General features: G+C 71.6%; 11 protein-coding genes and 1 pseudogene. 10 read left to right on the top strand and 2 right to left on the bottom strand.

The window, feature by feature from the left end:
* Positions 1-367: 367 nt before the first annotated feature.
* Positions 368-721: a hypothetical protein gene (locus ADK52_RS41070; protein WP_053688303.1), complete on the top strand. Its 354-nt coding sequence runs from the start codon at positions 368-370 to the stop codon at positions 719-721.
* A gap of 535 nt (positions 722-1,256) precedes the next feature.
* Positions 1,257-2,438 carry a 3-hydroxybenzoate 6-monooxygenase gene (locus ADK52_RS03505; protein WP_053688302.1) on the top strand — a complete coding sequence of 394 codons (1,182 nt, stop codon included), beginning with the start codon at positions 1,257-1,259 and terminating at the stop codon, positions 2,436-2,438.
* 91 nt (positions 2,439-2,529) lie between these two features.
* Here the strand turns inward: ADK52_RS03505 and ADK52_RS03500 are convergent, their stop codons facing one another.
* Entirely contained in the window at positions 2,530-3,219 is a 690-nt protein-coding gene (locus tag ADK52_RS03500; RefSeq protein WP_053688301.1) for an aquaporin, read from the bottom strand.
* Between the two features lie 326 nt (positions 3,220-3,545).
* Here ADK52_RS03500 and asnB point away from each other — a divergent pair, with 326 nt between their 5' ends.
* The 3 genes from asnB to ADK52_RS03485 all read left to right on the top strand — a co-directional run bounded on the left by asnB (position 3,546) and on the right by ADK52_RS03485 (position 7,926).
* Positions 3,546-5,399, top strand: coding sequence for an asparagine synthase (glutamine-hydrolyzing) (gene asnB, locus ADK52_RS03495; protein ID WP_053688300.1), 1,854 nt, complete (start codon positions 3,546-3,548; stop codon positions 5,397-5,399).
* Between the two features lie 63 nt (positions 5,400-5,462).
* On the top strand, positions 5,463-6,155 hold the full coding sequence (locus tag ADK52_RS03490) for a DsbA family oxidoreductase (RefSeq protein WP_234343290.1): 693 nt from the start codon (positions 5,463-5,465) through the stop codon (positions 6,153-6,155).
* A gap of 169 nt (positions 6,156-6,324) precedes the next feature.
* Positions 6,325-7,926, top strand: a complete 1,602-nt coding sequence (locus ADK52_RS03485) for a hypothetical protein (protein WP_053688298.1) — start codon at positions 6,325-6,327, stop codon at positions 7,924-7,926.
* Positions 7,927-7,996: 70 nt separating this feature from the next.
* On the opposite strand, the gene ADK52_RS03480 is transcribed toward ADK52_RS03485, so the two are convergent.
* The gene (locus ADK52_RS03480; RefSeq protein ID WP_053688297.1) at positions 7,997-8,494 is read right to left on the bottom strand and encodes a DUF4232 domain-containing protein; all 498 of its coding nucleotides are present in this window, start codon (positions 8,492-8,494) and stop codon (positions 7,997-7,999) included.
* A 313-nt stretch (positions 8,495-8,807) separates the two neighbouring features.
* Between ADK52_RS03480 and ADK52_RS03475 the strand changes: the two genes are divergently transcribed.
* The 5 genes and pseudogenes from ADK52_RS03475 to ADK52_RS03455 all read left to right on the top strand — a co-directional run.
* Complete coding sequence (locus tag ADK52_RS03475; RefSeq protein WP_053688296.1) at positions 8,808-10,355, top strand: AMP-binding protein; 1,548 nt, start codon at positions 8,808-8,810, stop codon at positions 10,353-10,355.
* Positions 10,356-10,530: 175 nt separating this feature from the next.
* The gene (locus tag ADK52_RS03470) at positions 10,531-11,016 is read left to right on the top strand and encodes a DUF2975 domain-containing protein (protein WP_053688295.1); all 486 of its coding nucleotides are present in this window, start codon (positions 10,531-10,533) and stop codon (positions 11,014-11,016) included.
* Positions 11,016-11,231 (top strand): annotated as a pseudogene (locus ADK52_RS03465) (helix-turn-helix domain-containing protein); the annotation flags it as partial. The gene ADK52_RS03470 and the pseudogene ADK52_RS03465, both read left to right, overlap by 1 nt.
* 431 nt (positions 11,232-11,662) lie before the next feature.
* A complete protein-coding gene (locus ADK52_RS03460; protein ID WP_053688293.1) occupies positions 11,663-13,012 on the top strand; it encodes a discoidin domain-containing protein in 1,350 nt (449 codons plus the stop codon).
* On the top strand, positions 13,012-14,209 hold a 1,198-nt coding region (locus ADK52_RS03455), incomplete at its 3' end, for an MFS transporter (RefSeq protein WP_053688292.1). The genes ADK52_RS03460 and ADK52_RS03455, both read left to right, overlap by 1 nt.

The raw sequence follows: 14,209 nt of genomic DNA, 5'->3' as shown, positions 1-14,209 counted from the left end.
GGGGGGGGGTTCGCGGTGGCCGAGGCTCCCGGGGCCCAGAGGGGGGGGGGGTACTGTTACCCCAGCCGGGGGCGGGAGCCGCACCCTGCCGTCCACGACGAGGCGTTCCAGGACCGGCTCCTGCGGACGCTGGCCGAGGAGACGGACACCGCCCTCTGACCGGTTCGCACGTGTCCGCGGCTCGTCGGGGGAGCCAAGTCGCGGGGGCGTGCCGCGCCCCGTGGGGATCAGGCGGGGTGGGTGACGCGGTCCGGGGCACCTGACGAAGTGCTCCCGGCATCCTGCGCCCGCCAGGTCAGGTCATTGCAGGGTGACCCCGGGAGCTTCCCCCGTTCCGAACATCAGTCAAGGAGCCCTGAGCAGAACCGTGAGGACCCCACCGAGGAGTGCGACCGGACGCTTCGAACGGAGCGGGCCGGACCGCTCCGGCTACGGCCTGGAGCTCGACGACATCAAGGCGCTGAGGACGGCCCGGCTCGGCCAGGGCCTCGGCCGTGCCGTGGGCGTGGGGTCGGCCGCGCGCCGTGAGCGCCGTCTGTTCGAAGGCAACCCGGTCGTCCTCCACGACGACGCGGTCCCGCTCGCCACCGGCAGCGAGGTGCGCATCGCCCGCGACGCCTCGGCTCCGTACCGGGCGCTCCACGAGCAGCACGGTCCGACGGCCGAGCGCGTCGCGACGGCGACCCGCGCCAGTGCCGCCCGGGCCGGGGGCCGGGCATGACGACGTCCGCGGCCGCGCCGGCCGCGCGTGTCCCCGGTTCCCGGAGCGAGACCGACCTGGCCCAGCGGCCGGCCGCCGCGGCCGATGGGTGACCCGGCCGCGAGCACCGCTGGTCAGCGACGACGCCCTCGTCTTCCGTACCGCGCCCACCCGCCGCGGGCATCGGGACCCCGGCAACCGACGAGGCCTGGGAGATCACCGGTACGGGGCGCGGACCCGCCCGCTGCGTCCGCGGTGACGGGGCGCACCGTCACCGGTCGTGGCGGCGGCAGCCTCGCCGGCGGTTCGACATCGACATGGGTGACGCATCGGACCCGTTCACGGCTTCCTCGGCCATCGCGCCGCCCGCCGGCGCCCGCATCCCGACGTACGGGATCAGGCACATCCCCGGACTGCGCGCCGCAGGCATCACGCCCGACGACCCGTCCCGCGTCGCCAAGGCCTTCCCCGGCTTCGTCGCCCTTGCGCGGCGTTCACGGCGAACTCCGCCGACTCTTCCTCGAATCTACGACAACACAAGGGATGTGAACCACAGATGGCGAACATACTCATCGCCGGGGGAGGCATCGGCGGACTCGCCGCGGCGCTCGGCCTCGCGGGCCGCGGCCACCGGGTGACCGTTCTGGAGCGCAGGGAGACGTTCACCGAACTCGGCGCCGGCATCCAGCTCGGCCCCAACGCCTTCCACGCGCTCGACCTGCTCGGCGTGGGCGCACAGGTCCGCGACCGGGCGGTCTACATCGACGAACTGCGGCTCATGGACGGCACCACGGACGAGCGGATCGCCGCGATGCCGCTGACCGGCGACTACCGCACGCGTTTCGGCAACCCGTACGCGGTCGTGCAGCGCTCCGACGTGTACGAGCCGCTGCTCGAAGGGTGCCGCAGCCACCCGATGATCGAACTGCGCGGCGGTAGCCAGGTGGTGGGGTACGAGCAGCGCGGCCAGGGCTCTAGTGAGGTGACCGCCGTCCTGGGCAGCGGCGAGCGGCTCAGCGGCGCGGCGCTGATCGGGGCCGACGGCATCCGCTCGGAGGTACGGCGTCAACTGGTCGGCGACGGGGCCCCGAGGGTCTCCGGGCACACGATCTACCGCTCGGTGGTTCCGGTGGAGCAGGTGCCCGAGGAGCTGCGGTGGAACACCGTGACCCTCTGGGCGGGCCCCAAGTGGCACTTCGTCCACTATCCGATCGGCGGCGGCGCGTTCCTGAACCTGGCCGCGACCCGGGACAACGGCGCGCACGTGGCCCTCGTCGGGCAGCCGACCGAACGCGACCACGTGCTGAAGGAGTTCCCGGAGCTGGGCGAGACGGCGCGGCGGCTGCTGGAGCTCGGCCGGGACTGGAAGGCATGGGTGCTGTGCGACCGCGATCCGGTCGACGTGTGGACCGAGGGGCGTGTGGCACTGCTCGGCGACGCGGCGCACCCGATGCTGCAGTACGCGGCCCAGGGTGCCTGTCAGGCGCTGGAGGACGCGGTGGTCCTCGCCGAGTCGCTGGACTGCTGCGAGGACACCGTCGTGCAGCGGCTGGAGAAGTACAGCGCGGCGCGCCGGGAGCGTACGGCCCGGACCCAGCTGGTCGCCCGTGAGATTGGCCGGCGGCTGTACCACCCGGTGGGCGACGCGGCGCGCGAGCGCAACGCGCTGCTGACGGGTCTTTCGGCCCACGACATGTACGACAGGGTCGCGTGGCTCCACGGGACGGACCTCTGCTGACCCTGCCCCACCCCCGGCAGAGCAGAGGGGCGGCCCCCGGTCCAGGACCGGGAGCCGCCCCAGTGGATTCACCGGTGGCGCCCCGACGGGTTCATCGGTGTCGGCGCCGGCGCACCAGCGCCGACACCGCGCCCGCGACGACCGATCCGGCGACGGGTGCGAGCAGGTAGACCCACAGCAGGCCGGTCGTGCCGGAGACGAGGGCCGGTCCGAGCTGGCGCGCCGGGTTCCCGCCGCCGCCGGAGAGCGGCCCGAGGAAGATGATGACGGCCGCGACACAGGTGCCGATGACGGGCGGCAGATGGCGCAGCAGCGCTGGACGGGTCCCGAAGCAGGCCACGATCAGCATGATCACGGCCATGGATCCCGCCTCGGCCAGGAACACGCCTCCGGCGCCCCAGCCGGGCCCGGGGGCCAGGGCGGCGTCGCCGACCGCCGCGGCCGCGTCGCCCCAGGCGAGCCGCGCCAGCGCGACCCCGCACACGGAGCCGGCCAGCTGCGCCACGACGAAGGGCAGTACCGCTTTACCGGGGAAGACGCGCAGCAGCCACAGTCCGATACTGACCGCGGGATTGAGATGACCGGCGGTCTCCCGGCGCATGGAGGGCCCGAGCACGGCGGTGACGACGGCGCCGACCAGCAGCCCCATCACCACCAGCTGGCCGCGCGGGGTCGGCACCAGGCCGGAGAAGGGGGAGCCGGGGCCCGCCATCCAGCGGGCGGCCGTGACCACGGTGAACAGCATGCCGGTGGTGAGCACGAACTCGTAGCCGGCGGTCACCAGGAGGGGAGGCGGGCGCCTGGGCGCGCGTAGGGGATGCCTTGCGGCCGGGCGATCGGTGTCGAGAGACGTGGGTGTCACCCCATGGAATGTGCGCCCTCGCACGGGCGGGCGGCAATCGACGGGGGATCCCTGTGTCAGGTCGGCGGACCCGGTTCCCCTGCCCCTGCCCCTGCGACCTCGGGACGTCACGGTCACCTGACAAAGTGAACCCGCTCCGGTGGACCGGGGTTTCGGGCCGCTCAACACTCTGGGGGAGCCGGCCAAGGACACCTGGTCACCTGGTCGTCTGGTCATCCCCCCTTGTCGAGAGGAACCGATCACCTATGTGCGGCCTTGCCGGATGGGTCAGCTTTCAGCGCGATCTGACGGCGCACTCGGAAATCGCGTCGGCCATGACGGACACCATGGAGTGCCGCGGCCCGGATGCGGGTGGGCTGTGGACCTCGCCCCGTGCGATCCTCGGGCACCGCCGTCTGGCGATCATCGACCTGGAGGGCGGCCGGCAGCCCATGGCCGCCGTCGAGAACGACGACACGCAGCCGGTCATCACCTACACCGGCGAGGTCTACAACTTCCGGGAGCTGCGCGAGGAACTGAGCGGACTCGGCCACGAGTTCCGTACGTCCAGCGACACCGAGGTCGTCCTGCGCTCCTACCTGGAGTGGGGCGCCGGCTTCGCGGAGCGCCTCAACGGCATCTACGCCTTCGCGATCTGGGACCCGCGTACCGAGGAACTGCTCCTCATCCGCGACCGGATGGGCGTCAAGCCGCTCTACTACTACCCGACCGCCGACGGCGTGCTCTTCGGCTCCGAGCCGAAGGCGATCCTGGCCCACCAGGACGCCGAGGCCGTGGTCGACCCCGAGGGGCTGAAGGAGATCTTCAGCATCGTCAAGACCCCCGGGCACGCGGTCTTCCGAGGCATGCACGAGGTCGTTCCCGCCACGACCGTGCGCTTCACCCGCGACGGGCACAGCGTCTCGAAGTACTGGGAGCTCAAGGCCGCGCCGCACACCGACGACCTCGACACGACGATCGCCAACGTCCGCGATCTGCTCGAGGACATCGTGGAGCGCCAGCTCGTCGCGGACGTCACCGTCGGCACGCTGCTCTCCGGAGGCCTCGACTCCAGCGCCGTGACCGCGCTCGCCGCCAAGGCCCTCGCCAAACAGGGTGTCGAACAGCCCCTCCGCGCCTTCTCCGTGGACTTCACCGGCCACGACAACCGCTTCGAGACCAACATGCAGTGGGCCGACCCGGACACCCCCTTCGCGGTCGAGGTCGCGCAGCGCGTCGGCGCCGAGCACATCATCGTCGAGCTCGACAACGAGGACATCCTCGACCCCGAGGTGCGGAGCACCGTACTGCGCGCCCAGGACCTGCCGGTCTCCACCGGCGACATGGAGTTCTCGCTGCTCATCCTGTGCCGTGCGCTGAAGGAGCGGATGACCGTAGCGCTCTCCGGCGAGGCGGCGGACGAACTCTTCGGCGGCTACACCTGGTTCCACGACAAGGAAGCCGTCGAGCTGGACAGCTTCCCCTGGCACCACCCCTTCGAGAAGCTCGGCGGCATCGGCGCGCTGCGCGACGTAGGCCTGTGGGACCGGCTCGGGCTCACCGAGTACGTGAAGGACCGCTACACCCAGGCCCTGGAGGAGGTGCCCCGGCTGGAGGGCGAGAGCGGCTTCGAGGAGCGGATGCGCGAGCGGACGTACCTCAACCTCACCCGCTGGGAGAACTTCCTGCTGGACCGCAAGGACCGCATGAGCATGGCGGCCAGCCTGGAGGTGCGCGTTCCCTTCACCGACCACCGCCTCGTCGAGTACGTCTACAACACCCCCTGGGCGATGAAGAGCTTCGACGGCCGGGAGAAGAGCCTGCTGCGCGCGGCGATGCGCGGAGTCCTGCCCGACACGGTGCTCGACCGCAAGAAGAACCCGTATCCCTCCACCCAGGACCGCAGGTACGAGATCGCCCTGCGCGAGAAGGTCGAAGGCATCCTCGTCGAGGGCGCCCCGGTGTTCCAGCTGGTCTCGGAGGCGGACATCCGCAAACTGCTCGACCGGCCGGTCGGCTCCTACGCGGTCGGCGGCCCCTGGAGCGCCCGCGCCGTGCTGGAGCGGCTCATCGAGTTCAACACCTGGGTCACCGACTATGGCGTACGCGTCGAGCTCTGACCGATGTGTGCCCGGCCGGCGCCCGCCGCCGGGCACATGAGTCCCACCGCAGGAGGATCTGACATGGTGACACGAACTGACAGCCCGACGGTGACCGTCTGGTCGGACATCGGCTGCCCCTGGGCGACCCTCGCCCTGCACACTCTGCGCGCCGCAGCCCGGCGCCGGTCCCAACCGCTGCTCATCGACCACCGGGCCTTCCCGCTGGAGCTGTTCAACCGCGAGCCCACTCCGAAGTTCATCGTGGACCCGGAGATCATGGCGATCGCCGCCCGTCTGCCCGAGCTCGGCTGGCGGATGTGGGACGGACCGGCGCACGCCTACCCGGTGACGACCCTGCCGGGCCTCGAAGCCATCCAGGCCGCGAAGGACCCCGAGATAGGCGGGCTGCGGGGCAGCGACGAGCTGGACGAGGCACTGCGCCGGGCGTTCTACGCCGACAGCAAGTGCATCAGCGTCCACGCGGTGATCCTGGACATCGCCGAGCAGTGCGAGCACGTCGACGCCAAGGCGCTGGCCGGGGCTTTGGCCCGGGGCAGCGGACGCGCCGAGGTCTACGAGCAGTGGCGGACCGCCGAGGGGCCGCAGATCCAGGGCAGCCCGCACCTCTTCGCCGAGGGCGGATACGCCGCGCACAACCCCGGCGCCACGTTCACGTGGACGGGCTCGCCCTACGAGGGCGGCCTCCCGCGACTGGACGACTACAGCGCCGCCTGGGCTGACGAACTGCTCGACACGATTCACGCGGAAGGCTAGGGAGTTGTGGGCCGTGGGTCGTGGGACCGGGCTCTGTGGGCCGTGACAAGGCGCCTCTAACTCCCATGAGAGTCACGGCCGTTGTGAAGTGATCAAGCTTGCGCTTCGCATCTGTGTTCTGGAACCCTCCGTTCAACTTGCTTGTCCCGCAGTAACGGAGAAGACCCACATGCACACAAGCCGACCACGTCGCGCATGGAGCACGGCGGCTGCCGCCGCCGTGCTCGTGTTCACCGGCCTCGCAGCACCGGCCCAGGCGGAGGACCTTCCGCCCGACGTGCCGGCTTCCTGGGCCCAGGAGCCCCGCTCGGCCCAGAGCAGCCCTTCGCCGAACGGCGCCGGCCTGGCCGCGATCGTTCCCGGCGGCGCCGCCCCGGCCGGTGACTTCACGCTGTCGCCCGGTGACATGAACGCCGAGACCACCAAGCGGGTCACCCGCCTGGGCGGCGTCCTTCCCACGTCGGGAGTCCAGGACCTGCTGGCCGGCGCCAACCGCACCGCCCGTCCGTGGTGCTCCGACGACGCTTTCGGCACCGCACCGGACCCCGACATCAAGTACTGCCTGCAGAACGACGACGCCACCTCCAAGGAGTGGATACCCCAGGGATTCACCGGGGTCTCCGACGCCAAGGACAACGAGACGTGGGGCGAGGCCAAGAACATCCAGCTGTTCGCCTCGTACGACGGCTGGGACCCGGGCCGGGAGGACGACCCGGATCCGGCGACCGGCGACTGCACCAGCGCCGAGGTGGAGGCCAATGACGCCTGCAACCAGAAGGGCGTCCGGATCACCTTCGTGCAGAACCGGATCAACCCGGCGACCGGCAGCCCCGAGGTGAAGTACCGGCACGTCCTGCTGGGCTGGACGTACGTGAACTCCTCGGACCACATCTCCTTCGACGGGCTGCACGCGTCCGAGTACCCCATTCAGAAGGGCGTCCACGCCGGCGGGATCGTCTGGTACGGCAACTACCTCTACGTCGCGGACACCCGCAACGGCCTGCGCGTCTTCGACATGCGCCACATCCTGGACCTGGACCCCGACAGCGATCCCGGCACCCACGACGCCATGGGGGCGGACACCGACGGGGTGAAGACCACCGCCAACACGGAGGACAAGACCAAGGTCGGCCGGCACGACAACGTCTGGTACAGCTTCGGCTACCGGTACGTGATGCCGCAGGTCGCCGCGTGGAAGTTCAAGGCGCAGCAGAGCAACCCCAAGGGCACCTACGCCTGTGCCTCCGCCGGCGCCCCGAGGGCGTCGTACATCTCGCTGGACCGCAGCACCGTTCCCGACCGCCTGCTCATGGGCGAGTACTGCCGTCCCGACGCCGACCACCCCTCCACCGGCCGCATCGCCTCCTACCCGGTCGCGGCCCTGGAGGGCCGCTCCGCCGACGTCAGCGCGCAGGGCTGGTCCAACTACCTGCCCCTGCCCAAGGGCGGTGCCCAGGGCGCGGCGACGTACGACGGCACGCTGTACGTGAACGAGTCCACGGGCACGGACGAGCCGGGGAACCTGCGGCGCTTCACATGGAGCAACGGCCGACTGGTCCAGCAGGGCCAGGTGGTGAAGACCGCCCGGGGCGCGGAGGACCTCTACATCGAGCGCGGCACGGGACGGCTGTGGTCCCTGTCGGAACACCGGCCGGGGGAGGACCCCGAGACCTGCACGGCGAACCCTGACCCTGCCGACCCGAAGGGGACGGACTACTGCCGGCGCCTGCTCTACGGACACAAACTGAGCTGGCTCGACGCTCAACCGTAGCCAGGTGGGCGGCCTGACGGCCCTGGCCGTCAGGCCCGCCGCCCGTTTCCGCTCGGCGGGTCCCCTGGTGTCAGGCTCCCGATCGGACCGGGCCGATGGCGGTGCCGGGGGCCACCTCGAAGCGGCCCTCGGCAACGGAGGTGCCCGGGATCTCGCCGCCCGGGGCGCGGAGGGTGAAGGACACCTCGTCCGCGGGGGTGCCGTGGCCCTGGTCGGGGACCTGGATGTCGAAGTGGACGGGCCGGCCCGGCCCGAAGGTCACGTCGGTGGTCTGGTCGCCGTAGCGGCCGGCCGTGACACCCAGCGACGTTCCGTGGAGCGCGAAAGCGACGCCGGCCGGGGAACCGGCCAGCCTGCACGCCGCGTACCCCTTCGGCGCGGTCAGGGTGACACGGAAGTGGAGGTGCCCGGAGCCGGCCTGGTCCTGCGTGATCTTCGCGAGGTGGTTGGCCGGCCGACAGGCCGATGGCGCACCGACGCCGCCCGGTGTTGCCGCCCACGCGGTGCCCGCGCTCGCGAGGGCCGCCAGAGCGGCGGCGGCGATGGCGGACGTGCGGTTCGTTCGCATGCTGGACTCTCCTCGCGTGATCTTGCCTTGCCTTGCCTGGACCTGCCGACCGGTCCGTGAGCCACTCCCGCGGAACCAACGATCGCCAGAATCCCTGCCCGAGACTCCTCAGCGCTAATGTCCCGAAACATCAACGGAACATCTGGTTTGTCCGCACGCTGGGGCGCACGGTACGAGCCCCCCGTCGGAGCGCTCGACCGGCCGCGCGGGCCGTTCGCCCGAGGTTGGCTGGATGTCGGCGTCCGGCTTGGGCGTGTCGATCATCGACCGTTACCCTCCCACTAGTTGCTCAAGTCAACCAATGGGGATTGGCATGTACGACACCACCGAACACTTCCGCAGCCACGTGGAAGAGATTCTTGACGCCCTGGAAAAGGAACCGGGCCGCGAGGCCCTGGTGCACCGTGGCCGGCGCGTGAGCGCGGGTGAACTGCGCGGCCTCGTCTACGGCATGGCCCGGGCGCTGCGGTCCCAGGGAGTGAGGCGCGGCCAGACGGTCACCCTCCTCTCCGGCAACCTCCCCGAGACGATCGCGGCCCGCTACGCCGCCGGGCTGCTCGGCTGCGCCGTGAACCACCTCTACGCCGGCCTTTCGGCCGACGTGCACGCCGACATCCTCCGGGACGTCGAGACCCGGGCGCTGATAGTCGACCCCGCTTACGGGACGCGCGCCGCCGACCTGGCCCAGCGGGTGCCGCTGGAACGGGTGCTGGTCCTCGGCGCGGGCGCCGGCGTGGGGCCTGACCTGGTGGAGCTCGCCGCCGAGGAGTCCGCGGACGTCTTGACGGGTTCGGCCCAGCCGCAGGACATCTGCACCATCCGTCACACCGGTGGGACCACCGGTCACCCCAAGGCCATCTGCACGACCTTCGAGCAGTGCGTGTCGATCGGACCGGACTGGTCCGAGGAGGGGCAGGTCAGGGCCCTGGTGTGCACCACCCTCGCGCACGCTGCGGGCCTCATGGCGGACGCCGCGCTGCTCCGCGGCGGCACCGTCGTCCTGCTGGACGGGTTCGAAGCCGGCGCGGTGCTCGCCGCCATCGAGCGCGAGCGCATCTCCCACATGTTCCTGCTGCCGCCGCTCCTCTACCAGTTGATGGACCATCCCGAGGTCGACAGCACCGACACCTCCAGCCTGCGCATGCTCACCTACGGGGGCTGCGCATCCTCCCCGACCCGGCTCGCGGCGGCGGTCCGCCGCTTCGGCCCCGTACTGAACCAGTTCTACGGCCAGAACGAAGCGGGCGGGATCAGCATGCTCTCCCCCCAGGACCACGATCCGCTCCGCCCGGAGCTGCTGCGAACCGCCGGGAAGGTCATGGAGGGCGTCGAGGTCGTCACGTGCGATGCCGACGGGCGGCACCTGCCCGCAGGTGAGTACGGCGAGATCTGCGTACGTTCCCCGTATGTGATGAAGGGCTACTGGAAGCAGCCCGAGCTCACCGCGGAGGTGCTGCGGGACGGCTGGCTCCACACCGGTGACATCGGCTTCGTCGACTCGGACGGCTACGTCACGATCGTGGACCGGCTGAAGGACATGATCGTGGTGGTGGGGGGTCACGTGTACACGGTGGAGTTGGAAGACGTGCTGAACTCCCATCCCCAGGTCGTGCACAGCGCAGTGCTCGGAGTCCCCGACGCCAACCTCATGGAGCAGGTCCACGCGGTCGTCGTCCGCAGGCCGGGCGGCGACGTCGGCGAGGAGGAGCTGCGCGCCATGGTGCGGCAGAGGAAAGGCGCCATGTACGAGCCCGCGCGCATCGACTTCGTCGACGCGCTGCCCCTGACCGACGCGGGAAAGCCGGACAAGAAGCTGCTGCGCGGCCGGGCGGTCGCGCCGGTCGGATCTCCCCGACCGTAGACGGCCGTACGGGGACCGTGCGGAGCCGCGGCGGACAGAGCCGGCCCGTCGAGCGGCAGCTGCTGCGCAGTGGCGGGGCGCCGGTGTGGAACCACCGCCCGCCCTCCATCCCAGCCCTTGCCGCAGCTATCGAGATTCGATAGATTCCCATCGTGACTCGATGGAAGGGCTGGCCATGGGAAAGCTGACGGTGGGGGCGCTGCGCGCGGTGCTGGCGGTGGTGCTCACCGGCACCGTGTTGGTTCAGGTGGGGATGGTGTGGGCGTTGTTCGCCGACCCGGAGGACGGGTCGCTCCCGCTGACCCCGCTGCGCGTGATCGTGATGCTGGGCATGGCGTCGGCCCAGGTCGCCCTGGTCTCCGTATGGCGGCTGGTGACGATGGTGCGGCGCGGAACCGTTTTCTCCCACGCCGCCTTCCGGTACGTGGACGCGGTGATCGGTGCGATCGTGGCGGCCGCCCTCCTGTGGTTCGCGGTCACGGCCGTCAACGCGCCCGGCCAGCGGGAGGACCCGGGCGTCACCGTCATCATGGCCGGGATCGGCCTGGCCATCCTGGGGGTCGCGCTCATCGTGCTCTTGCTGCGGATGCTGCTCGCCCAGGCCGTCGCGCGCGATGTCGAAGCGTCGCAGATGAAGGCCGAGTTGGACGAGGTGATCTGATGCCGATCGCCGTCGACATCGACGTGATGCTGGCCAGGCGGAAGATGTCCGTGGGCGAGCTCGCGGACCGCGTGGGGATCACGCCCGCCAACCTCGCGGTACTCAAGAACGGCCGCGCCAAGGCGGTGCGCTTCGCGACGCTCGCCGCGCTCTGCGAGGTGCTCCGGTGTCAGCCGGGCGACCTGCTGCGCTGGGAAGCCGAGGAGGCCGAGGGGGCCGAGGAGGCCGAGGAGGCCGAGCGGGTTCAGGGCGCCGAGGAGGTCGAGGGCGCCGTCGGCGAGTGAACCGCGTCTGCCGACGCGTCATCGCCGATCCCGGCCGTCCTCGACCGGCTCCGCGAGCGAGCGGGCGGGCGGCCGTGCTCGGCGAGGGTGCCAAGCGGTCGGTGGGCGGAGGGGCTTTGGAGCGCGCGTCCGGTCCCCATCCGCCCCTGCCCTCAGTCGTGTTGAACCACTGGTAGGAAACTTTCCTGTCCGCTACGCTCCCGACGGCGGCTTGGCGCGGTGCCTGATGTCATGGGCATGACGTGCTCAGCGAGAGCTCTGACCCGGCCGCCGTGACGCTGCCCCCTGCTCGCTCCACGGTCGGGGGCGGCGTTCCGCACCGGTGTCCAGCTCTCGCCGTTCCCAGGCCAAGGAGTCCAGGCATGCACCTGTACGCCTCCACCCCACCACCCCCGTCCGGCAGTCGGCTTCGGCCCGTCCTCCTCGTCGTGCCCGCGGTGCTCGCGCTCGTCGCCGGGCTCCTCCTCGCCTGGCCCGGCCGGGCGGGGGCCGCGGCCGACCCGCTCATCTCGCGCGGCAAGCCCGCCACCGCCTCCTCCGCGGAGAGCTCCTCGCTCGGCGCCGCCAACGCCTTCGACGGCGCCGCCTCGACCCGCTGGGCCAGCGCCGAGGGCAAGGACCCGCAGTGGATCCGCGTCGACCTCGGGGCCGGCGCCACCGTCTCCCGGGTCAAGCTGACCTGGGAGTCCGCCTACGCCAAGGCCTACCGCGTCGAGGTCTCCGCCGACGGCGCGACCTGGACCAAGATCGCCGAGGAGAAGACCGGCAACGGCGGCACCGACGACCTCGCCGGCCTCTCCGGCAAGGGCAGGTACCTGCGCGTGTACGGCACCGCGCGCGGCACGGCGTACGGCTACTCCCTCTTCGAGGCCGAGGTGTACGGCACCGTGGACGGCGGGCCACCCCCGGGCGGCGGCGCCTTCACCGTCGTCGCGGCCGGTGACATCGCCGCCCAGTGCACGGCCTCCGACAGCGGCTGCGCACACCCGAAGACCGCCGCCCTGGCCCGGCAGATCGACCCGAAGTTCTACCTGACGATGGGCGACAACCAGTACGACGACGCCCGGATCGCCGACTTCCGCGCCTACTACGACAAGAGCTGGGGCGCCTTCAAGGACAAGACCCGCCCCGTGCCCGGCAACCACGAGACGTACGACCCGGCCGGCTCCCTCGCCGGATACAAGGCGTACTTCGGGAACATCGCCTATCCGCAGGGCAAGAGCTACTACAGCTTCGACGAGGGCAACTGGCACTTCATCGCCCTCGACTCCAACGCCTTCGACCAGGCCGCCCAGATCGACTGGCTCAAGGCCGACCTCGCCGCCAACGGCAAGCAGTGCATAGCCGCCTACTGGCACCACCCGCTGTACTCCTCGGGCGGACACGGCAACGACCCCGTCTCCAAGCCCGTCTGGAAGATCCTCTACGCCGCCAAGGCCGACCTGGTCCTCAACGGACACGACCACCACTACGAGCGGTTCGCCCCGCAGAACCCCGACGGCAAGGCGGCCGCCGACGGGATCGTGGAGATCGTCGGCGGCATGGGCGGCGCCGAGCCCTACCCGATCGAGCAGGTGCAGCCCAACAGCCAGAAGCGCATCAGCGGCCAGTACGGGGTCCTGAAGCTCGACTTCACGGACTCGGGCTACAGCTGGACCTACGTCGCCTCCGACGGGGTCAAGGACACCAGCCCGAAGTACAGCTGCCACTGATGTACCTGGCCAACACCGGCCGCCCGGACGCGCCGCCCCGCCCCCTCGGGGCCCGGCGGCGCGTCCCCGCCACCGTCATCGCGCTGGGCGCGGTCAGCCTCGTCACCGACGTCTCCTCCGAGATGGTCACGGCCGTACTGCCGCTCTACCTCGTCCTGGGCCTTGGCCTCTCACCGCTCCAATTCGGCTTCCTGGACGGCATGTTCAACGGAGCCACCGCCCTCGTACGGCTCCTCGGCGGCCGGCTCGCCGACCGCGGCGGCCGTCACAAGCGGGTCGCCGGCGCGGGCTACCTGCTCTCGGCGCTGTCCCGGCTCGGACTGCTCCTCGCCGGCGGCGCCACCGCGGGGATCGCCGCCTCGCTCGCCGCCGACCGACTCGGCAAGGGGGTGCGCACCGCCCCGCGCGACGCGCTGATCTCGCTCAGCGGCCCGCCGGAGACACTGGGCTGGGCGTTCGGCGTGCACCGCGCCATGGACACCACCGGCGCGCTGCTGGGCCCGCTCGCGGCCTTCGCCGTGCTGTGGGCGACCGCCGACGCCTACGACGCGGTGTTCGCCGTCAGCTTCTGCGCGGGCCTGCTCGGCGTACTCCTGCTGCTCGTCTACGTCCCCGCAGCCGCCCCGGCGCCATGGATCCGGTCGACACCCCCTCAGCGCGGGGCGCTTCGCGATCCCGTCTTCCGCCGGATCCTGTACGCCGCTTGCCTGCTCGGAGCCGCCACCATCGGCGACTCGTTCCTCTACCTGCTCATCCAGCGCGGCCTCGACCTGCCGCCCGCCCTCTTCCCGCTGCTGCCGCTCGGCGCCGCCGCCGGATACCTGCTGCTCGCCGTCCCGGCCGGCCGGATCGCCGACCGGATCGGGCGCCGGCTGCCGTTCCTGGCCGGACACGCCACGCTGCTCGGCGCGTACGCCGTCATGCTGCTCCCCGTCACCTGGCCGACCGTGGCCGTGGTGCTGGCACTCCTCGGCGTCTTCTACGCCTCCACCGACGGGGTCCTGATGGCGCTGGCCGGCCCCGTACTGCCCGCACACCGCCGGGCCCGCGGGCTCGCGGTGCTCCAGACCGGCCAGGCGCTGGCCCGGCTGCTGGGCGCCGCGGGCTTCGGGGCCGCCTGGACCTTCTGGGGGCAGGGGCCGGCCCTGTGGACGGCGGCGCTCGCGCTGGCGGGGGCGCTCGCGGCCGCCTGGCGCA

It is taken from the genome of Streptomyces sp. WM6372 (assembly GCF_001279655.1).
In the GTDB taxonomy this organism is placed as follows: Bacteria; Actinomycetota; Actinomycetes; order Streptomycetales; family Streptomycetaceae; genus Streptomyces.
This window is presented reverse-complemented; position numbering and strand designations above follow the sequence as displayed.